16 protein-coding genes are annotated in these 18,578 nt (G+C 66.5%); 9 read left to right on the top strand and 7 right to left on the bottom strand.

Annotated features, from left to right (window positions below):
* On the bottom strand, positions 1-1,201 hold a 1,201-nt coding region (locus C722_RS0110130; protein WP_017640394.1), incomplete at its 3' end, for a transglycosylase domain-containing protein.
* 153 nt (positions 1,202-1,354) lie between these two features.
* Between C722_RS0110130 and C722_RS0110125 the strand changes: the two genes are divergently transcribed.
* Both C722_RS0110125 and C722_RS0110120 read left to right on the top strand, forming a co-directional pair.
* Positions 1,355-2,902, top strand: a complete 1,548-nt coding sequence (locus C722_RS0110125; protein WP_017640393.1) for a bifunctional aminoglycoside phosphotransferase/ATP-binding protein — start codon at positions 1,355-1,357, stop codon at positions 2,900-2,902.
* A gap of 130 nt (positions 2,903-3,032) precedes the next feature.
* Positions 3,033-3,845: a cyclic nucleotide-binding domain-containing protein gene (locus C722_RS0110120; protein ID WP_017640392.1), complete on the top strand. Its 813-nt coding sequence runs from the start codon at positions 3,033-3,035 to the stop codon at positions 3,843-3,845.
* A gap of 179 nt (positions 3,846-4,024) precedes the next feature.
* Here the strand turns inward: C722_RS0110120 and deoA are convergent, their stop codons facing one another.
* The 5 genes from deoA to C722_RS0110095 form a co-directional block, all read right to left on the bottom strand.
* The gene (deoA, locus tag C722_RS0110115; protein ID WP_017640391.1) at positions 4,025-5,335 is read right to left on the bottom strand and encodes a thymidine phosphorylase; all 1,311 of its coding nucleotides are present in this window, start codon (positions 5,333-5,335) and stop codon (positions 4,025-4,027) included.
* Between the two features lie 11 nt (positions 5,336-5,346).
* Positions 5,347-5,760 carry a cytidine deaminase gene (locus C722_RS0110110; RefSeq protein WP_017640390.1) on the bottom strand — a complete coding sequence of 138 codons (414 nt, stop codon included), beginning with the start codon at positions 5,758-5,760 and terminating at the stop codon, positions 5,347-5,349.
* A 69-nt stretch (positions 5,761-5,829) separates the two neighbouring features.
* The gene (locus C722_RS0110105; protein ID WP_017640389.1) at positions 5,830-7,092 is read right to left on the bottom strand and encodes a NupC/NupG family nucleoside CNT transporter; all 1,263 of its coding nucleotides are present in this window, start codon (positions 7,090-7,092) and stop codon (positions 5,830-5,832) included.
* A gap of 103 nt (positions 7,093-7,195) precedes the next feature.
* Complete coding sequence (gene sfsA, locus C722_RS0110100) at positions 7,196-7,906, bottom strand: DNA/RNA nuclease SfsA (RefSeq protein ID WP_017640388.1); 711 nt, start codon at positions 7,904-7,906, stop codon at positions 7,196-7,198.
* Positions 7,903-9,078, bottom strand: coding sequence for a pyridoxal phosphate-dependent aminotransferase (locus C722_RS0110095; RefSeq protein WP_017640387.1), 1,176 nt, complete (start codon positions 9,076-9,078; stop codon positions 7,903-7,905). Before C722_RS0110095 ends, sfsA begins: the two co-directional genes overlap by 4 nt.
* A gap of 291 nt (positions 9,079-9,369) precedes the next feature.
* Between C722_RS0110095 and dksA the strand changes: the two genes are divergently transcribed.
* Together dksA and gluQRS are read left to right on the top strand one after the other, a co-directional pair.
* Positions 9,370-9,813 carry an RNA polymerase-binding protein DksA gene (gene dksA / locus C722_RS0110090; protein ID WP_017640386.1) on the top strand — a complete coding sequence of 148 codons (444 nt, stop codon included), beginning with the start codon at positions 9,370-9,372 and terminating at the stop codon, positions 9,811-9,813.
* A gap of 68 nt (positions 9,814-9,881) precedes the next feature.
* Complete coding sequence (gene gluQRS / locus C722_RS0110085) at positions 9,882-10,772, top strand: tRNA glutamyl-Q(34) synthetase GluQRS (protein ID WP_017640385.1); 891 nt, start codon at positions 9,882-9,884, stop codon at positions 10,770-10,772.
* On the opposite strand, the gene C722_RS0110080 is transcribed toward gluQRS, so the two are convergent.
* On the bottom strand, positions 10,769-11,185 hold the full coding sequence (locus C722_RS0110080) for a VOC family protein (protein WP_017640384.1): 417 nt from the start codon (positions 11,183-11,185) through the stop codon (positions 10,769-10,771). The genes gluQRS and C722_RS0110080 overlap by 4 nt on opposite strands.
* 104 nt (positions 11,186-11,289) lie before the next feature.
* Here C722_RS0110080 and C722_RS26020 point away from each other — a divergent pair, with 104 nt between their 5' ends.
* From C722_RS26020 to folK, 5 genes are all read left to right on the top strand, one after another.
* Positions 11,290-11,466, top strand: coding sequence for a hypothetical protein (locus C722_RS26020; RefSeq protein WP_007159707.1), 177 nt, complete (start codon positions 11,290-11,292; stop codon positions 11,464-11,466).
* Positions 11,450-14,398 (top strand): sensor histidine kinase, encoded by a 2,949-nt coding sequence (locus C722_RS0110070; RefSeq protein ID WP_017640383.1) that lies wholly within the window; start codon positions 11,450-11,452, stop codon positions 14,396-14,398. The genes C722_RS26020 and C722_RS0110070 overlap by 17 nt, the downstream gene beginning before the upstream one ends.
* Before the next feature lie 115 nt (positions 14,399-14,513).
* Positions 14,514-15,929: a sigma-54 dependent transcriptional regulator gene (locus tag C722_RS0110065; RefSeq protein WP_017640382.1), complete on the top strand. Its 1,416-nt coding sequence runs from the start codon at positions 14,514-14,516 to the stop codon at positions 15,927-15,929.
* A gap of 698 nt (positions 15,930-16,627) precedes the next feature.
* Positions 16,628-18,019 (top strand): polynucleotide adenylyltransferase PcnB, encoded by a 1,392-nt coding sequence (locus tag C722_RS0110060; RefSeq protein WP_017640381.1) that lies wholly within the window; start codon positions 16,628-16,630, stop codon positions 18,017-18,019.
* Positions 18,016-18,519 carry a 2-amino-4-hydroxy-6-hydroxymethyldihydropteridine diphosphokinase gene (folK, locus tag C722_RS0110055; RefSeq protein ID WP_037063604.1) on the top strand — a complete coding sequence of 168 codons (504 nt, stop codon included), beginning with the start codon at positions 18,016-18,018 and terminating at the stop codon, positions 18,517-18,519. The genes C722_RS0110060 and folK overlap by 4 nt, the downstream gene beginning before the upstream one ends.
* Positions 18,520-18,578: the final 59 nt, after the last annotated feature.

Below are 18,578 nucleotides of genomic sequence, written 5' to 3'. Positions count from 1 at the left end.
GGATCGGATCGAAGCTGGTGAAGATGCGCAGCCCTTCCTCGGTGAGGTCTTCGTCGCGGTAGTCCTGCTTGAGCTGGCGCTTGACCAGGTCGACGAAGGCCGGGAAAGAGCTGTTGGTCAGGCTGCCGGCCTTGGTGATACCCAGCGGGCGGGCCTTGGCGGCCTCGGCCTCGGTGGCGCTGACGACGCCCTGCTCGGCCATGAGGTCGAGTACCAGGTTGCGGCGGGTCATGGCGCGCTCGGGGTAGCGGCGCGGGTTGTAGTAGGACGGGCCCTTCACCAGGCCGACCAGCAGGGCGACCTGATGCAGTTTCAGTTCGCTGAAGGGCTGACCGAAGAAGTACTGGGCCGCCAGGCCGAAACCGTGGATGGCCCGCGAGCCGTCCTGACCGAGGAACACCTCGTTGAGATAGGCCTCGAGGATCTCCTGCTTGCTGTAGTGCAGTTCCAGGAGCAGCGCCATCAGGGCTTCGGTGCCCTTGCGGGTGATGCTGCGCTCGTTGGTGAGGTAGAAGTTCTTGACCAGCTGCTGGGTCAGGGTACTGCCGCCCTGGCGCACCTGGCCGCTGGTGGCATTGACCCAGACCGCCCGGGCGATGGATTTGGGCGAGACGCCATGGTGATGCCAGAACTCGCGGTCCTCGACAGCCACCAGGCCATCGACCAGATGCGGTGGCGCCTGGTCGAGCTTGATGAGGATGCGATCCTCGTTGTGCGCCGGATAGATGCCACCGATCATCAGCGGTTCGAGACGAGCCACGGCGAGATTGCTGCCATCCAGGGCGCTGATGCCGGAGACGGTGCCGCCGGCGAAACGCACGCGGATCGCCCGGGCCGGCTCGACGCCTTCGTAGAACTGGAAGCCGCGGGTATTCAGCTCGACCGTGGAGGCACCCACGGAGACGCTGCCGGGGCCATCCACGGTCTTTTCGCGGCGATAGCCGAGGGCATCGAGTTCGGTGAGGAAGTCGTCACGGCTGAGCTTGACGCCGTTGAACAACTCCAGCGGCCGGGCATAGACCTTGGCCGGAATGGTCCAGCGCTTGCCGGAGAATTTTTCCTGGACCACGGCATCCAGATAGATGCATACGCCAGCCAGGGCTACCAGCGCGACCAGACCAAGCTTGACTGCCCAGCCGGACAGGCGGCGCCAGTCAAAGGTCTTGCGCTTGCGGGAACGAGAGGATCGGGGTCGCTTCATGGCGGCGCATTATACGCACTTGCCCGGTGGCCGACAGCGGCGCGCCAGCGCTTCGTCAGCTGGGGTTCAAGGACGCCCCTTCCCGGTGTCGCGGCTTGCGCAGGCAGCCCTGGCAGCGATAATGCCGCCATCCATTCCCTACAAGGACCGCCCGTGAGCCAGCTCCTGATTTCCGCCCTGCAGAACCCGGCGCTCTATCCCCATCCCACCTCGGCGTTCCGGGTCATCGAAACCCATATTTCCTGGGTCGTGCTGACCGGCGAGGTCGCCTACAAGATCAAGAAGCCGGTGAATTTCGGCTTCCTCGACTTCACTGACCTAGAGGCCCGCGGCCACTTCTGCCGCGAGGAGCTGCGACTCAATCAGCGTCTGACCCGCGACCTCTATCAGGACGTGGTGGCCATCACCGGCAGCGAAGGCGCCCCCGAACTGGGCGGCAGCGGTCCGGTCATCGAATACGCCCTGCGCATGCGCGAATTCCCGCAGAGCCAGTTGCTCAGCGAGGTGCAGCAGCGCGGCGAACTGACCCAGGCGCACATCGACGCCCTGGCCGCTCAGATCGCCCGCTTCCACCTGTCGGCGCCCCAGGTGGCGACCACGCATCCGCTGTGCACCCCGGACGCCGCCATGGCGCCGGTACGGCAGAATTTCGAGCAGATCCGCGCCATGCTCAACGAGGCGGCCGATCTCGACCAGCTCGACCAGCTCGAAGCCTGGGCCGAAGCCAGCTACGCGCGCCTGCTGCCGCTGTTCGAGGCCCGCTGCCGGGACGGCTTCATCCGCGAATGCCACGGCGACATCCACCTGGCCAACGCCACCCTGCTCGATGGCGAGGTGGTGCTGTTCGACTGCATCGAGTTCAACGAGCCCTTCCGCCTGACCGACACCATGGGCGATGCCGGCTTCCTGGCCATGGACCTGGAAGACCGCGGACTCAAGACGCTGAGCAACAGATTCGTCAACGCCTACTTCGAGGCGACCGGCGACTACAGCGGCCTCGCCCTGCTCGACTTCTATAAGGCCTACCGCGCCATGGTGCGCGCCAAGATCGCCCTCTTCCGCCTGGGCCAGGCCGAGGAGCCGGCACTGCGTGCCGAGATCCTGGCCAGCTATCGCAGCTACACCGCGCTGGCCGAGGGCTACACCCAGGTGCCCCAGCCCTTCGCGGCGGTGATGCACGGCGTCTCGGGCATCGGCAAGAGCACCGTGGCCCTGGCCCTGGTGGAGGCGCTTGGCGCCATTCGCCTGAGATCCGATGTCGAGCGCCAGCGTCTCTATGCCGACAGCGACAAGGCCACCCGCTACAGCGCGGCGGCCGGCGAAGCCACCTATGCGCGGCTGCACGAGATCGGCGCCCAGGTACTGGCGGCCGGCTATCCGCTGGTGCTCGACGCCACCTACCTCAAGCAGGGCCAGCGCGCCGCGGCCCAGGCACTCGCCGAGGCCCAGGCCGCGCCCCTGCTGATCATCGACTGCCAGGCGGACGATGAACTCATCGCCCGCTGGCTGCAGGAGCGCCAGGCCGAGGGGACCGATCCTTCCGAAGCCACCCTCGCGGTGGTGGCGGCCCAGCGCCAGGCCCAGGATCCGCTCGAACCAGCCGAGCAGGATCGCGCGCTGGTGGTGGAGCTGGGACGCGCCGGGCAACTGGAGGCCTTGCCGGCTCGCCTGCTGCGCCGACTGGGTCGCGCCCAGGCCTGACCACGACCTCCTGGGGGGCAGAACAAGCGTTCCGTCACAGCCCGTGGAGTTGTGGATTTACGGTCGCCGACGAGCGGCTTATCGTGCGACCCACGTCACAACCTCTGCGTAACAAGAAGGAATTGGCACCATGTACCTCATCGGCGATCAGCCTCCCTATGTCGATCAATTGCGTCAGGCGCTGCAGGCCATTCCGGCGCAATTGGTCAGTGGTGTGGCGCCGAGTCGGCAGCCGCTGCAGCTGACTCCCGCTGCCCTGCTGCAGGACTGGATGCGCAACGACGAGGTCTATCTGATCCAGCGTGGCCCGTTGCGGGTGGTCCTGGATCAGCGGGCGCTGTTCCAGCTCGGCGAAGGCGACCTGATCGGCCTCGGGCGCACCCTGGATCTGCCGATCCTCAATTACGAGAGCGAGGCCGACGTCCTGGTGCTGCCCTATGACCGCGAGACCTTTCTCACGGCGGCGACCGCCACCCCGGTTCAGCGCGATGCCCTGCTGAGGTACCTGCTGGGCCAGCAATCGCTGCTGGCCCAGGCGCTGATCCGCCTCAAGCCGCCGGTCACCCAGCCGGCCACTGGCTTCCGGCGCTATGCCGCCGGCGAGGTCATCATCCGCCAGGGCGATTCGGCCGAACATGTCTTCGTCATCACCGAAGGACATGCCGAGGCCTGGGTGGACGGCTGCAAGGTCGGCGAGGTCTGCCAGGACGAGATCGTCGGTGCCCTGGCGGTCTTCACCCATACGCCGCGCACCGCCAGCGTGATCGCCAAGACGGTCTGCACCGTGCTGGTGATTCCCCAGGATCAGTTCGTCTCGCTGATGGAGACCACCCCGCGCATTGCCCACAGCCTGATCGAGAACATGGCGCGCCATATCGACACGCTGAACAAAGAAGTGACCCGCCTGCGCAGCGTCTCGGAGCGACCAATCGCCAGTAATTAAGAAATATTCTCGAATACGCTTGACGATGGAATGAGAATTGTTATTATTCAACTCAGCCGGTCGCGAGATCGGTCGATAACAGAAAGTCCAGCAGTGGTCTTTCGGGTTATCTCCTCATCAGGCTAATCACGGTTTTGGACCCGGCTCTGCCGGGTCTTTTTTTTGCCTGAAATCTGGCGCTAGCGCCGATCCAGCAAGGCCGGCACCGGATCAGCCGGTCGCTCTTCCCCCAGGACATAGGCCGCCTGCAACTGCCGGGCAGCTCGCGCTGCACTGTCAGCGTCACGGGCATGAATCAGGCTCAGGGGCCGATTCTCGTCCACCCGCTCACCTGGCAGCGCCAGGCCGGCCAGGCCCACCGCGGGATCCACTTCATCTTCCGGACGTTGCCGCCCGCCACCCAGCTCGACGACCAGCAAGCCAAGGGCGCGGGTATCGACCTGCTGCACCCAGCCCGGGCGTGCCGGATGGACGGCGCGTACCTCTTGAGCCCGGGGCAGATGCTGCCAGGGCCGCTCGGTCAAGTCGGACGGGCCGCCCAGGGCCAGGTTCATCGCGGCGAAACGCGCCAGGGCGGCGCCGCTCTGCCAGGCCTCCAGCACCAGGCGCTCGGCGGTGGCGGCATCCCTTGCCAGTCCGGCCAGTTGCAGCGTCTCCTCGGCCAGCGCCTGAATCACCTGCCAGAGTCGTTCGCTGCGCACCTCGCCGGCCAGCAGGGCGATGGCCTCCTCCACTTCCAAGGCATTGCCGGCGCTGCGCGCCAGGGGCTGACTCATGTCAGTGATCAGGGAGCGGGTACGCACCCCCGCGGCCTCGGCGACCTCGACCAGGCTATCGGCCAGACGCAGGGCCGCTTCCCTCCCGGCCATGAAGGCGCCGCCGCCGGTCTTGACGTCCATGACCAGCACGTCCAGGCCGGCGGCCAGTTTCTTGGCCAGGATGGAGGCGGTGATCAGGTCCACCGATTCCACCGTGGCGGTGACGTCGCGGATGGCATAGAGGCGGCGATCGGCCGGGGCCAGATCGGCGTCCGGGCCGACGATGGCGCAACCCACCTCGGCCACCACCTGACGAAAGCGCGCGAGGCCAGGGCGGATGCGATAGCCGGGGATGCTCTCCAGCTTGTCCAGGGTGCCGCCGGTATGGCCCAGGCCGCGCCCGGAGATCATCGGCACATGGCAGCCACAGGCGGCGAGCAGCGGCGCTAGCACCAGGCTGGTGAGATCGCCCACGCCGCCGGTGGAATGCTTGTCCACCACCGGCCCCGGCAGGTCCCAGTGCAGCACCTGGCCGCTGTCGCGCATGGCCAGGGTCAGGGCGGTGCGCTCGGCAGCGGTCATGCCGCGCAACAGGGTAGCCATGGCGAAGGCGGCGATCTGGCCTTCGCTGAGGCTGTCATCGGCGATGCCGCCGACCAGACGCCGGATATCCGTAGCGGACAGCTCCAGGCCATCGCGCTTCTGGCGGATCACTTCCTGGGCGAGCCACATGGGCGGACTCCTTAGAAGTCGTCGAAGGCGCCGGGCAGCAGCTCGGCCAGGGTCCAGATCCGGGTGCGGCCGGGCTCACTGCCGCTGCAGACGATGGTCGCGTCGGGCGCCATCAATTCCAGCAGCACCTGGCGGCAGGCGCCGCAGGGGCTGATCAGGGGCACACCCGGTGCATGGATGGCCATGGCCGTGAAGCTGCGCGGCGGCAGGCCCTGGCTGACGGCAGCGAACAGGGCGCTGCGCTCGGCGCAGTTGGTCAGGCCATAGGAGATGTTTTCCACGTTGCAGCCATGGACGACCGCACCTTCGGCGGTCAGCAGGGCGGCGCCCACGGGGAAGTCGGAATGCGGGCAATAGGCGCGCTGGGAGGCGGTGACGGCTTCGGCCAGCAGGTGTTCGAGGGTTGCAGCAGGGACAGCGGACATCGGGAGTACCTCGGAAAACGAAAGGAGCGAGCTGAGTCTAGCCCGGTCGTGCGACCGGGCCAGCGGGGCTTAGAGACTGACGAAGAAGCCGGCCAGGGCCGCGCTCATCAGGTTGGCCAGGGTGCCACCGAGCATGGCGCGCAGGCCCAACTGGGCCAGTTCGTGACGCCGCTGGGGGGCGATGCCGCCCAGGCCGCCGAGCTGGATGGCGATGGAGGACAGGTTGGCGAAGCCACAGAGGGCGAAGGTGACGATGACCTGGGTGTGCGCCGACAGGGGTTGCACCCCCGCTGCCGCCGCCTTGAGCGGATCCAGGTAGGTCGAGAGGTCGGCATAGGCGACGAATTCGTTGAGCACCAGCTTCTGGCCGATGAAGCCGCCGGCCTGCACCGCCTCGCTCCAGGGCACGCCGATCAGGAAGGCGACCGGCGCCAGCAGATAGCCGAGTACCAGCTGCATGCTCAGCTGCGGCAGGCCGAACCAGGCGCCGCACCAGCCGAGGATGCCGTTGAGCAAGGCGATCAGGGCGATGAAGGCCAGCAGCATGGCACCGACCGCCAGGGCCACGCGCAAACCGACCTGAGCGCCTTCGGCGGCTGCATCTATGACATTGGCCGGGCGCTCCTCGCCCTCCCCCAGGGTCTTCATGGCCTGGTCGCGAGGCTGCTCGGTCTCCGGCTCCATCAGCTTGGCCATCAGCAGTCCACCCGGCGCGGCCATGAAGCTGGCGGCGATCAGGTACTTGAGCTCCACGCCCATGCCGGCGTAGCCCAGCAGCACCGAGCCGGCCACCGCGGCGAAACCGCCGACCATGATGGCGAACAGCTCCGAGCGGGTGAGCTCGGCGATGAAGGGCCGCACCACCAGCGGCATTTCCGACTGGCCGAGGAACAGGGTGGCGGTAACGGTGGTGGACTCCACCCGGCTGGTACCGAGCAGGGCATGCAGCGCTCCACCCACCAGGCGGATGATCCAGCCCATGATGCCCAGGTAGTAGAGCACCGCGATCAGGCTGCCGAAGAAGACGATCAGGGGCAGCACCCGCACGGCGAAGACGAAGCCGCCGTTACCGAAGTACTCGAACATCCTGGGTCCGGCGAGGCCGCCGAAGAGGAACTCGATGCCCTTGTCGGCATAGAGCTGCAGCGACGAGACGGCGCCGGAGACGCTGCCAAGCACCTGCTGGCCCCAGGGAATGTAGAGGACGAACAGGCCGAGCCCCGCCTGCAACAGAAAGGCCGCGAGCACGGTACGCACGCGAATGGCGCGCCGTTGGCGGGAGAAGAGGATGGCGATGGCCACCAGCAACAGCATGCCCAACACAGAGATCATCAAGAGACTCCTAACAGGATCGCCTGGTAGCGGCGATCGATGGGCGACAAGTGCAAGCAAGGCGCCTGCCAGAAGCTGTCCGACCGATCAGCTTTTGGCTGACCTAATGGTCAGCCAGGCGCAGGGGTCGGTCCAGTTGCAGACCCGCGGGCGAAAGCCGTGCTCCATAAGCCAGCACCTGCACGCCCTGCCGGCGTGCCTCGCCCAGGGCCAGGGCATAGGCGGCATCGATTTCAGCCGCCGGGCGTACCGCCTCGATGCCGTCGAGCAGCACGCAATAGAGCAGCACCGCCCGCTCGCCGGCCGCAGCCAGTGCCGCCAGCTCACGCAGATGGCGGGTACCGCGGGTGGTCACCGCATCGGGAAAGGCGGCGATAGCGGTATCGGCGAAGCCCAGGGTGACGCTCTTCACCTCCAGGTACAGCGGCCCCGCGGGATACTCCAGGCGGAAATCGGCGCGGCTGTTTTCCAGACCGTAGGCTACCTCCCGGCGCAGGGCGGTGAAGCCGGCCAGTTCGGGAATGCCGCCGGCCAGCAAGGCCTCCTCCACCAGGCGATTGGCCCGGGCAGTATTGATGCAGGCCAGTCGCCCATGATCCGTCTCGACCAGTTCCCAGGTGCCGGGCAGCTTGCGCTTGGGGCCGCTGGCGCGACTGAACCAGACGCGGGCGCCCGGCGGCTGGCAATGGAGCATGGAACCGGTATTGGGGCAATGCAGGGTCAATACCTCGCCGCTGGCGGTCTCGATGTCGGCGAGAAAGCGCTTGTAGCGGCGCAGCAGGCGACCCTCTTCCAGGGGCGGCTCGAATCTCACCGGGTACTCCAGCGCTGCAGGCCCTGGGCGATGCGGGCAACGGCCTCTTCCAGGCGCGGCAGCGATTGGGTGTAGGCGAAGCGCACATGGGTGTCGGCGCGATGGCGACCGAAGTCCAGGCCCGGGGTGATGGCCACGTGCTCGGTCTCCAGCAGGAACTGGCAGAAGGCATAGGCATCGCCGCCGAAGGCGGAGATGTCGGCATAGAGATAGAAGGCGCCCTGGGGCTCGACGGCGATCCTGAAGCCCAGGGCACGCAACGCCGGCAGCAGGTAGTCGCGGCGGCGGGCGAATTCGGCGCGACGCGCTTCGAAGATGGCCATGGCTTCAGGGGTGAAACAGGCCAGGGCGGCTTGCTGGGCCACGGTGGAGGCGCTGATGTAGAGATTCTGCGCCAGCTTTTCCAGCTCCGGCACCGCGGCGCGCGGCGCCACTAGCCAGCCGAGGCGCCAGCCGGTCATGCCGAAGTACTTGGAGAAGCTGTTGAGCACGAAGGCTGCGTCGTCCACTTCCAGCACGCTGGGCGCGTCCAGGCCGTAGGTCAGGCCGTGGTAGATCTCATCCACCACCAGATGGCCGCCACGCGCCTTGAGCGCGGCCGACAGCCCGGCGAGTTCGTCGCGATCGAGCAGGGTGCCGGTCGGATTGGCCGGCGAGGCCACCAGGGCGCCGACGCTGTCGGCTTGCCAGTGCCGCTCGACCAGCTCGGGGGTGAGCTGATAGCGGGTGTCGGCGCCGACCGGAATCAGCTGGGCCGCGCCTTCCACCAGGCGCAGGAAGTGACGATTGCAAGGATAGCCGGGATCGGCCAGCAGCCAGTGACGTCCGGGATCGACCAGCAGGGCGCTGGCCAGCAGCAGCGCGCCCGAGCCGCCAGGGGTGATCAGCACCCGCTCCGGATCCAGGTCGACGCCATAACGCTCGCCATAGAAGGCGGCGATGGCCTGGCGCAATTCCGGCAGGCCGCGGGCCGCGGTGTAGCGGGTCTGACCGGCCGCCAGGGCCGCCTGGCCCGCGGCGACCACCGGGGCGGCCGTGGTGAAATCGGGCTCGCCGATCTCCAGGTGGATGACGTCGTGTCCGGCGGCCTGGAGCTGGTTGGCGCGCTCCAGCAAGGCCATCACATGGAAGGGCTCGATGGCCTGGCTGCGCGCGCTGTAGGAATTGGACATGGAAGGGGTCCGAACTTGTGGCGAAGGCGGGATTCTAACCAAGGCTTCGCAGACCGGCATCCGCCGCGTCGGCAAGGAGCGGGAGGCCGGTAGTAGCGCCCCCTGGAAGCTTCTGGTAAGTTCGCCGGCTTGCATCCGCAGGGCGACTGGCCAGTCGAGAACATATTCAGCCTGGCGTCGGCATTGCGCGGGACGCCATCGGCAGCCACAGCCCCCAGGCGTTCCAACATGGAGAGGCCTGGAAACGCATCCAGCCTGTGGACAGGATCAGCGAAAGTGAGAGGGTCAATCATGCCCAGCGAAGCAAATCAGCAGAACAATCATCTGGCCCGTGGCTACGAACCCTACCAGCCCAGCAAGGGCGAGGAATACATGAGTGAGCGCATGCGCGCCCACTTCACCGGCATTCTGAACAAGTGGAAGCAGGAACTGCGCGAAGAAGTCGATCGCACCGTGCACCACATGAAGGAAGAAGCGGCCAACTTCGCCGACCCGGCCGATCGCGCCACCCAGGAAGAGGAATTCAGCCTGGAACTGCGTGCCCGCGACCGCGAGCGCAAGCTGATCAAGAAGATCGACGAGACGCTGCAGCTGATCGAAGACAACGAATACGGCTGGTGCGACTCCTGCGGCGTGGAAATCGGCATCCGTCGCCTGGAAGCCCGCCCGACCGCCAGTCTGTGCATCGACTGCAAGACGCTGGCCGAGATCCGCGAGAAGCAGACCGGGACCTGAGTCCCGCTGCCTCACCGACGAGGGCGCTACGGCGCCCTTTGTTCTTTCCGGCATTCACAGGATGAGCTATGTCCAGGCGCCCCTATGTCGGTCGTTTCGCCCCCACGCCCAGCGGCTATCTGCACTTCGGTTCGCTGGTCGCCGCCCTCGCCTCCTACCTGGATGCCCGCGCCGCGAGCGGACGCTGGCTGGTACGCATGGAAGACCTGGACCCGCCGCGCGAGGTCCCGGGTGCCCAGGCGGCGATTCTCACCACCCTGGAAGCCTACGGCTTCGAATGGGACGGTCCGGTGCTGCGCCAGAGCGAACGTCTGGACGCCTACCGGGCGGTCATCGCGCAGTGGCTGGCCAGCGGCCTGGCCTATGCCTGCGATTGTTCGCGCAAGCAGCTCGAAGGCAGTGGCGGCCTCTACCCCGGGCATTGCCGCAATCGCGGCCTGCCGGCGACGGACGCCGCTATCCGCATCCGTGTGCCTGAGCTGGACTACCGCTTCGTCGATCGCGTCCAGGGCGAATTCCGCCAGCACCTGGGTCGCGCGGTGGGCGACTTCGTCATCCAGCGCCGCGACGGCCTGATCGCCTATCAGCTGGCCGTGGTGATGGACGATGCCCTGCAGGGCATGACCGACGTGGTGCGCGGCGCCGACCTGCTGGACTCCACGCCGCGCCAGCTCTACCTGCAGGAATTGCTCGGCCATCCGGCACCGCGCTATCTGCACGTCCCGCTGCTGATCCAGCCCGATGGCCACAAGCTGGGCAAAAGTTACCGCTCGCCGCCGCTGCCGCCCGAGCAGGCCGGGGCCCTGCTGGTACGCGCCCTGCGCACCCTGGGCCAGCCGACCCGTGCGGAGCTGGCCGAGGAAGCCCCGGCCAAGGTGCTGGCCTGGGGCGTCGCCCACTGGGATGCCGCGCTGATTCCGCGGGTTCCGCACCTGGCCGAAGCCCAGCTGCCCGCCTAGTAGTTGGGCCAAAGTCCAGGCGTGGCCAGCTCCAGTAGATGTCCGTCCGGATCGCGGAAGTACAGGCTGATCGCGCCACGAGGCCACTGGGTGCGCGCTTCGATGGCTACCCCAGCCGCCGCCAGGTGCGCGATCCAGGGCTCCAGTTCGTCCGCTCCGATCGCCAGGGCCAGGTGCTGACAGCCCTGGGCGCCATGGGGCGGAATGCAGCCGCCCGGCAGCCGGACCGGTTGCTCGGTAGTGCCCCGCTGGAACAGCAACAGCACGCTGGCGCCCACCGCATAGGCGGCCAGGCGTTCATCGGCGAACATCGGGGCCAGTCCCAGCACCTCCTCGTAGAAGCGCCGGGCGCTGGGCAGATCGGCGGCATAGAGCGCGGTTTCCAGCACGGCGGCGAGGCGAGGCCTGGTCATCGTCGATCTCCAGTGGATAAAGAGGCCTTCACGGTAGAACCGTGGCGCTCCGGGGTATAGCGCTTTTGCTTTACCATGTCGCCATCGCCGTTCGGGAACCGCGCATGTACATCTACCGGTTGGTCCTGCTCCTCGTGGTAGGCATCTATCTGTTCTCCCCCGCCATCATGGATTGGTGGATCGCTCCCAGCGGCGCCTGGTATCGCCCCTACCTGCTGTGGCTCATCCTCATCGTGGTGACCTTCATCCTGCAGAGCCAGCGCGATGCCGACGAGCTTTAGTCTGTCCCAACTGGTCCTGATCAGCGCCGGCTACCTGCTGATCTTCTTCGGTGTCGCCTGGATGACCGAGAAGGGCTGGGTGCCGCGCCGGCTGGTGCGCCATCCGCTGATCTACACCCTGTCGCTGGGCGTCTATGCCAGCGCCTGGGCCTTCTACGGCACCGTGGGCCTGGCCTACGACTACGGCTACGGCTTTCTCGCCTACTACCTGGGGCTGTGCGGCGCCTTTCTGCTGGCGCCGGTATTGCTCTATCCCATCCTGCGGCTGACCCGCGCCTATCAGTTGGCGTCCCTGGCCGATCTCTTCGCCTTCCGCTTCCGCAGCACCTGGGCCGGCGCCCTGACCAGCCTGGGTATGCTGATCGCCGTGCTGCCGCTCCTGGCGCTGCAGATCCAGGCGGTGGCCACCAGCACCGGCATCCTGGTGCAGGCCCGCGCCCAGGACGCCCCGGCGCTGGGCTTCTGCCTGCTGATCACCCTGTTCGCCATGCTCTTCGGCGCACGCCAGATCAACTCCAAGGAGCGCCACGAAGGCCTGGTGGTGGCCATCGCCTTCGAATCCCTGGTCAAGCTCCTGGCCCTGGGCATCGTCGGTGGCGTCACCCTCTATACCGTGTTCGGTGGGCCCAACGGCCTGGAGACCTGGCTGCAGCAGAACCAGAGCGCCCTCTCCACCCTGCACACCCCGCTGCAGGAAGGCCCCTGGCGGATCCTGCTGCTGGTGTTCTTCGCCGCGGCCATCGTCACCCCGCACATGTACCACATGGCCTTCACCGAAAATCTCAGTCCCCAGGCGCTGGTCAGCGCCAGCTGGGGGCTGCCGCTGTTCCTGCTGCTGATCAGCCTGGCGGTGCCGCCGATTCTCTGGGGTGGCCTGGCGCTGGGTTCGCCGACGCCGCCGGAGTACTTCACCCTCGGCGTGGGTCTGGCGCTGGACAATCCGCTGCTGGCGCTGGTGGCCTTCGTCGGCGGGCTGTCGGCGGCCAGCGGCCTGATCATCGTGGTGACCATGGCGCTGTCGGGCATGCTGCTCAACCACATCGTGCTGCCGCTCTACCAGCCACCCACCGACGGCAACATCTATCGCTGGCTGCGCATGACCCGGCGCATGCTGATCGCCGCCATCATCCTTGGCAGCTATGGCTTTTATCGTCTGCTGCAGGGCCATGGCGACCTCTCCAGCCTGGGCATCGTCTCCTTTGTCGCCACCGTGCAGTTCCTGCCCGGCGCGCTCTCGGTACTCTACTGGCAGACGGCCAATCGCAAGGGCTTCATCGCCGGCCTGCTGTGCGGCCTGGGCCTGTGGTTCCTGAGCATGCTCATGCCGCTGGTGGCCGACATCAATCCGCTGCACATCGGCGTCTTCAGCTATCGCATCAGCGCCAGCAACTGGCACCTCGCCGCCGTGGCCTCGCTGACCGTCAACGTGCTGGTGTTCGCCCTGGTCTCGCTGTTCACCGAAGCCAGCGAAGAAGAGAAGAGCGCCGCCGAGGCCTGCGCGGTGGACAACGTCCGCCGCCCGCAACGCCGCGAACTGGCGGCCGGCTCGCCCCAGGACTTCGCCGCCCAGCTGGCCAAGCCGCTCGGTGCCAAGACCGCGCAGAAGGAAGTCGAGCGCGCCCTGGCCGATCTGCTGCTGCCCTACGACGAGCGCCGCCCCTATGCCCTGCGCCGCCTGCGCGATCGCATCGAGGCCAACCTGTCCGGCCTGATGGGCCCGCGGGTCGCCCAGGACATCGTCGAGACCTTTCTGCCGTTCAAGGCGGAAAGCGAGGCCTATGCCACCGAAGACATCCACTTCATCGAGAACCGCCTGGAAGACTACCAGTCGCGCCTGACCGGTCTCGCCGCCGAGCTGGACGCCCTGCGCCGCTATCACCGCCAGACCCTGCAGGAACTGCCCATGGGCGTCTGCTCCCTGGCCCGGGACCGCGAAATTCTCATGTGGAACCGCGCCATGGAAGACCTCACCGGCATCGACGGCGCCCGGGTGGTGGGCTCGCGCCTGAGCGCCCTGCCCGATCCCTGGCAGAACCTGTTCGAACGCTTTCTCGCCGAGCCGGCGCAGCAGCACCTCTACAAACAGCGACTGCCCCAGGAACACGAGCAGCGCTGGCTCAACCTGCACAAGGCGACCATCGACGAACCCCTGGCGGTGGGCAGCAACGGCACCGTGCTGGTGGTGGAAGACATCAGCGAGACCCAGTTGCTGGAAGACCGCCTGATCCACTCCGAGCGCCTGGCCTCCATCGGCCGCCTGGCCGCCGGCGTGGCCCACGAGATCGGCAACCCGGTCACCGGCATCGCCTGCCTGGCGCAGAATCTGCGCGAGGAACGCGAAGCGGACGAAGAGATCGACGAGATCAGCAGCCAGATCATCGAGCAGACCCGCCGCATCACCCGCATCGTCCAGTCGCTGATGAGCTTCGCCCATGCCGGTGGCCGCCAGCAGGCCCATGAACCGGTGTGTGTAGCCGAGGCGGCCCAGGAAGCCATCGCCCTGCTCTCGCTCAACCGCCAGAGCGTGGACGTCGACTTCTTCAACCTCTGCGACCCCGAGCACTATGTGCAAGGCGATCCCCAGCGCCTGGTGCAGGTCATGATCAACCTGCTATCCAACGCCCGGGATGCCTCTCCGGCCGGCGCGCCGATCCGGGTGCGCAGCGAGGCCCATGGCCAGACGGTGACCCTGAGCGTCGAGGACGAGGGCAGCGGCATCCCCAAGGCCATCGTCAGTCGCCTGTTCGAACCCTTCTTCACCACCAAGGATCCGGGAAAGGGGACGGGGCTTGGCTTGGCGCTGGTCTATTCCATCGTAGAAGAGCATTATGGTCAGATAATGATCGATAGTCCTACCGACCCCGTGACCGGCCAGGGCACCCGCATTCGGGTACTGCTGCCGCGCTATCTCGGGTTGCCGGAGGCGCCGTGACGGACCCATCCGCCTGCTGGATGGATCTGCTAAAGCATTCGGAAGTCCAGACGACCGCGACAAGACACGCTGCCTGGCGTGGGTCGTCTTGCCTTCCCGTAAGAGAGCGCACTTGATGGCCCATATCCTGATTGTCGAAGACGAGAAGATCATCCGTTCGGCGCTGCGCCGCCTGCTCGAGCGCAACCAGTTCCGCGTCAGCGAAGCCGGCTCCGTCCAGGAAGCCCAGGATCTCTACGACGTCCCCAGCTTCGATCTCGTCATCAGCGATCTGCGCCTGCCCGGCGCCCCCGGCACCGAGATGATCGATCTCGCCAAGGGCAAGCCGGTGCTGATCATGACCAGCTACGCCAGCCTGAGATCGGCGGTCGATTCCATGAAGCAGGGCGCGGTGGACTACATCGCCAAGCCCTTCGATCACGACGAGATGCTGCAGGCCGTGGCGCGCATCCTGGTGGAGCGCGAGCAGCGCCCGCCGGTAGCCGCCGAGGAAAGCGTCACACTGCCGCCAGCCACCGGCGAGATCGGCATCATCGGCAACTGCGCGCCGATGCAGGACCTCTTCGGCAAGATCCGCAAGGTCGCCCCCACCGACTCCACCGTGCTCATCCAGGGCGAATCGGGCACCGGCAAGGAACTGGTGGCGCGCGCGCTGCACAACCTGTCGCGCCGGGCCAAGGCGCCGCTGATCTCGGTCAACTGCGCGGCCATTCCCGAAACCCTGATCGAATCCGAACTCTTCGGCCACGAGAAGGGCGCCTTCACCGGCGCCAGCGCCAGCCGCACCGGCCTGGTGGAGGCTGCCGACGGCGGCACCCTGTTTCTCGACGAGATCGGTGAATTGCCGCTGGAAGCCCAGGCACGTCTCTTGCGCGTGCTGCAGGAAGGCGAGATCCGCCGGGTCGGTTCGGTGCAGTCGCAAAAGGTCGATGTGCGCCTGATCGCCGCGACCCACCGGGATCTCAAGGGCCTGGCCAAGATCGGCCAGTTCCGCGAAGACCTCTTCTATCGCCTCAACGTCATCTCCCTGCGCCTGCCCGCCCTGCGCGAGCGCGGCGGCGACGTCATGGAGATCGCCCGGGTGTTCCTCGCGCGGCAATCGGCGCGCATGAGTCGCCCGGGGCTCAAGTTCGGCGCCGAAGCCGAGGCGGCCATCCGCCATTACAGCTGGCCGGGCAACGTGCGTGAGCTGGAGAACGCCATCGAGCGCTCGGTGATCCTCAGCGAAGGCCAGGAGATCAATGCCGATCAGCTGGGCATCGACGTCGAGCTCGGCGAGCTGGAGCTGGCCGACAGCTACCTGGATCCGCTGCCCAGCACGGGCCTGGGTAACGGCAATGGCGCCCACGAGCCCACCGAGGACCTGTCGCTGGAGGACTACTTCCAGCACTTCGTGCTCGAACACCAGGACCACATGACCGAGACCGAGCTGGCCCGCAAGCTGGGCGTCAGCCGCAAGTGCCTGTGGGAACGTCGTCAGCGCCTGGGCATCCCGCGCCGCAAGGCCAGTGCCAGCAGCGACGCCAGCTGATCCGCGCCGGGACGTGACAGCCGATACGTCCCGCGGTAACACCCTCTCCCTCCGCCTCCTCATCCTTTGCAATGTGTTACCGCCGTAACAGGCGGCGGGTTCAGAGGTAACGAAAATTTGCCTGTAGCCTCCAAGCAAACAGGCTACATTTTTCGCAAGTCACTGATTTAAATGCATTTTTCAAAACTGGCACGGCATCTGCTTTATATTCTCGTACAAGAACAATAACAACGTACCCCCTCCATAATAAAAACAAGACGTAGCGACTCCAGCACAACAAGAACAAGCAGGCGGAGGCGTAGCTAACTGATCATTTTGGAGAAGAGTCGTCTAGCGGGATGGTCCGCGCGATGTCAGGCCAGAGAACAACAAAACTGCCCCGAGGCAGCACCCGTACCAGGCAGAGCAGGAATGATCCTGACGGCATCAGCTTCCAAAGTAATCCGTTTGCTCTTGGCTCTAGACTTCAGAGCCTTTCCGGCGGCCGGTATCCGCACGGGACAGACCACACAAGAAAAACAAGAGGTCTGGATAGACAATAAAAACAAAGCACGTACCACTTTGGGGGGGAGCTTCGGCTCCCCCAGTGCCTTTGACAGCCTCCCCTCCCTCGTTCAAGATCCCCTCCTTATCTATTGCGCAACGGTTCCTGCTATGGGCCAGATTGCGTATAGCCGTCTCTCCGAACAGAAACTCGCATGCTGAAGAAGCTGATCCAGACTCTGCGCTCGCCCCTGCGGCGTACTCCGCCCGCGCCTGCCTTGCCCATCGAACTGCCCCGCAGTCAGCATGCTCTGGAACGAGAGCGGATCAGTCGTTACGCCTTGAGCGTGGTCGACCGGCTGGAAAAGGCGGGTTATCAGGCCTACTTGGTGGGTGGTTGCGTCCGGGACCTGTTGCTGGGTTTCGAGCCCAAGGACTTCGATGTCGCCACCAGTGCCACGCCCGAGCAGGTGCGGGCCGAATTCCGCAATGCGCGGGTCATCGGCCGGCGCTTCAAGCTGGTCCATGTGCATTTCGGCCGTGAGATCATCGAGGTGGCGACCTTCCGCGCCAATCACCCCACCGGGGATGCCGAAGACGAAGCCCAGGGCTCGCGCCATGAAAGCGGCCGGATCCTGCGCGACAACATCTATGGCAACCAGGAACAGGATGCTCAGCGGCGCGACTTCACCATCAACGCGCTCTACTACGATGCCAGCGGCGAACGCATTCTCGACTACGCCAATGGCACCCAGGACATCCGCCTGCGGCAGATCCGTCTGATCGGCGATCCGGAGCAGCGCTACCTGGAAGATCCGGTGCGGATGCTGCGCGCCGTGCGTTTCGCCGCCAAGCTGGATTTCGAGATCGAGACCGCCACCGCCGAACCCATCAGCCGCCTGGCGCCGTTGCTGCGCGACATACCCGCGCCGCGGCTGTACGACGAGATCATCAAGCTGCTCCTGGGCGGCAAGGCGGAGCGCACCTTCGAGTTGCTCTGCCAGTACGGCCTGTTCGCCCCCTTGTTCCCGGCCAGTGGCGAGGCTCTGGAGCGCGACCCGGAGTACGCCGGCAGCCTGATCCGCCAGGCTCTGGCCAACACCGACACCCGTATCCGCGAAGGCAAGCCGGTCACCCCGGCCTTCCTGTTCGCCGCCCTGCTCTGGCCGGCTTTGCCCGAGCGCGTCCGCTATCACCAGGATCGCGGCCTGCCGCCCATTCCGGCCATGCAGGAAGCCGCCCACGACCTGACCCAGCAGCAGTGCCAGCGCACCGCCGTCCCCAAGCGTTTCACCATGCCCATGCGCGAGATCTGGGACATGCAGGAGCGCCTGCCGCGCCGTCAGGGCAAGCGCGCCGATCAACTGCTGGAAAATCCGCGCTTCCGCGCCGGCTACGACTTCCTGCTGCTGCGCGAGAGCGCCGGCGAGGAAACCGGTGGCCTGGGCGAGTGGTGGACGCGCTACCAGGAAGTCGGTGACAGCCAGCGACGCGAGATGATCAAGAACCTCAGCCGGGAAGACGGCGCGCCGGCCAAGCGGCGGCGCCGTGGCGGCAGCAATCGCAAGCGGCGCACCTCGGATGCGCCCACGTCCGGCGACGAATGATGGAAAGGGTCTATCTCGGCCTGGGCAGCAACCTGGCTGAGCCGCGGCGGCAGCTGGACGCCGCCCTGGATGCCCTGGCCCAGCTGCCTGACAGCCAGCTGGTGGCGGTCTCCGCCTTCTATGCCAGCGATCCCCTAGGGCCGCCCGACCAGCCCCGCTACGTCAATGCCGTCGCCGCGTTGGACACCGCCCTCGCCCCCCTGGCGCTGCTTGATGCCACCCAGGCCATCGAGCAGCAGCAGGGGCGCGTGCGCAAGGACGAGCGCTGGGGTCCGCGCACCCTGGACATCGATATCCTGCTGTTCGGTGAGCGGCTGATCGACGAGCCGCGCCTGCAGGTGCCGCACTACCACCTGCAGGCGCGCGCCTTCGTGCTCTACCCCCTGGCCGACCTGGCCCCCGAGCTGCACCTGCCCGATGGCCGCCGGCTGCCGGACCTGCTGTCCGCCTGTCCTTTCGAGGGCCTGGAACGACTGGTACCGTCGTCACCTGCGCGGTAACACAGCCGTAACACCGAACATTGACTTGTGCCGGATGCGCCGGGACTATAGCAGCCGTT

It is taken from the genome of Pseudomonas sp. 313, assembly GCF_000316965.1.
In the GTDB taxonomy this organism is placed as follows: Bacteria; Pseudomonadota; Gammaproteobacteria; order Pseudomonadales; family Pseudomonadaceae; genus Chryseomonas; species Chryseomonas benzopyrenica.
The sequence above is the reverse complement of the archived record's forward strand: the minus strand, read 5'-3'. Positions and strand labels throughout refer to the sequence as shown.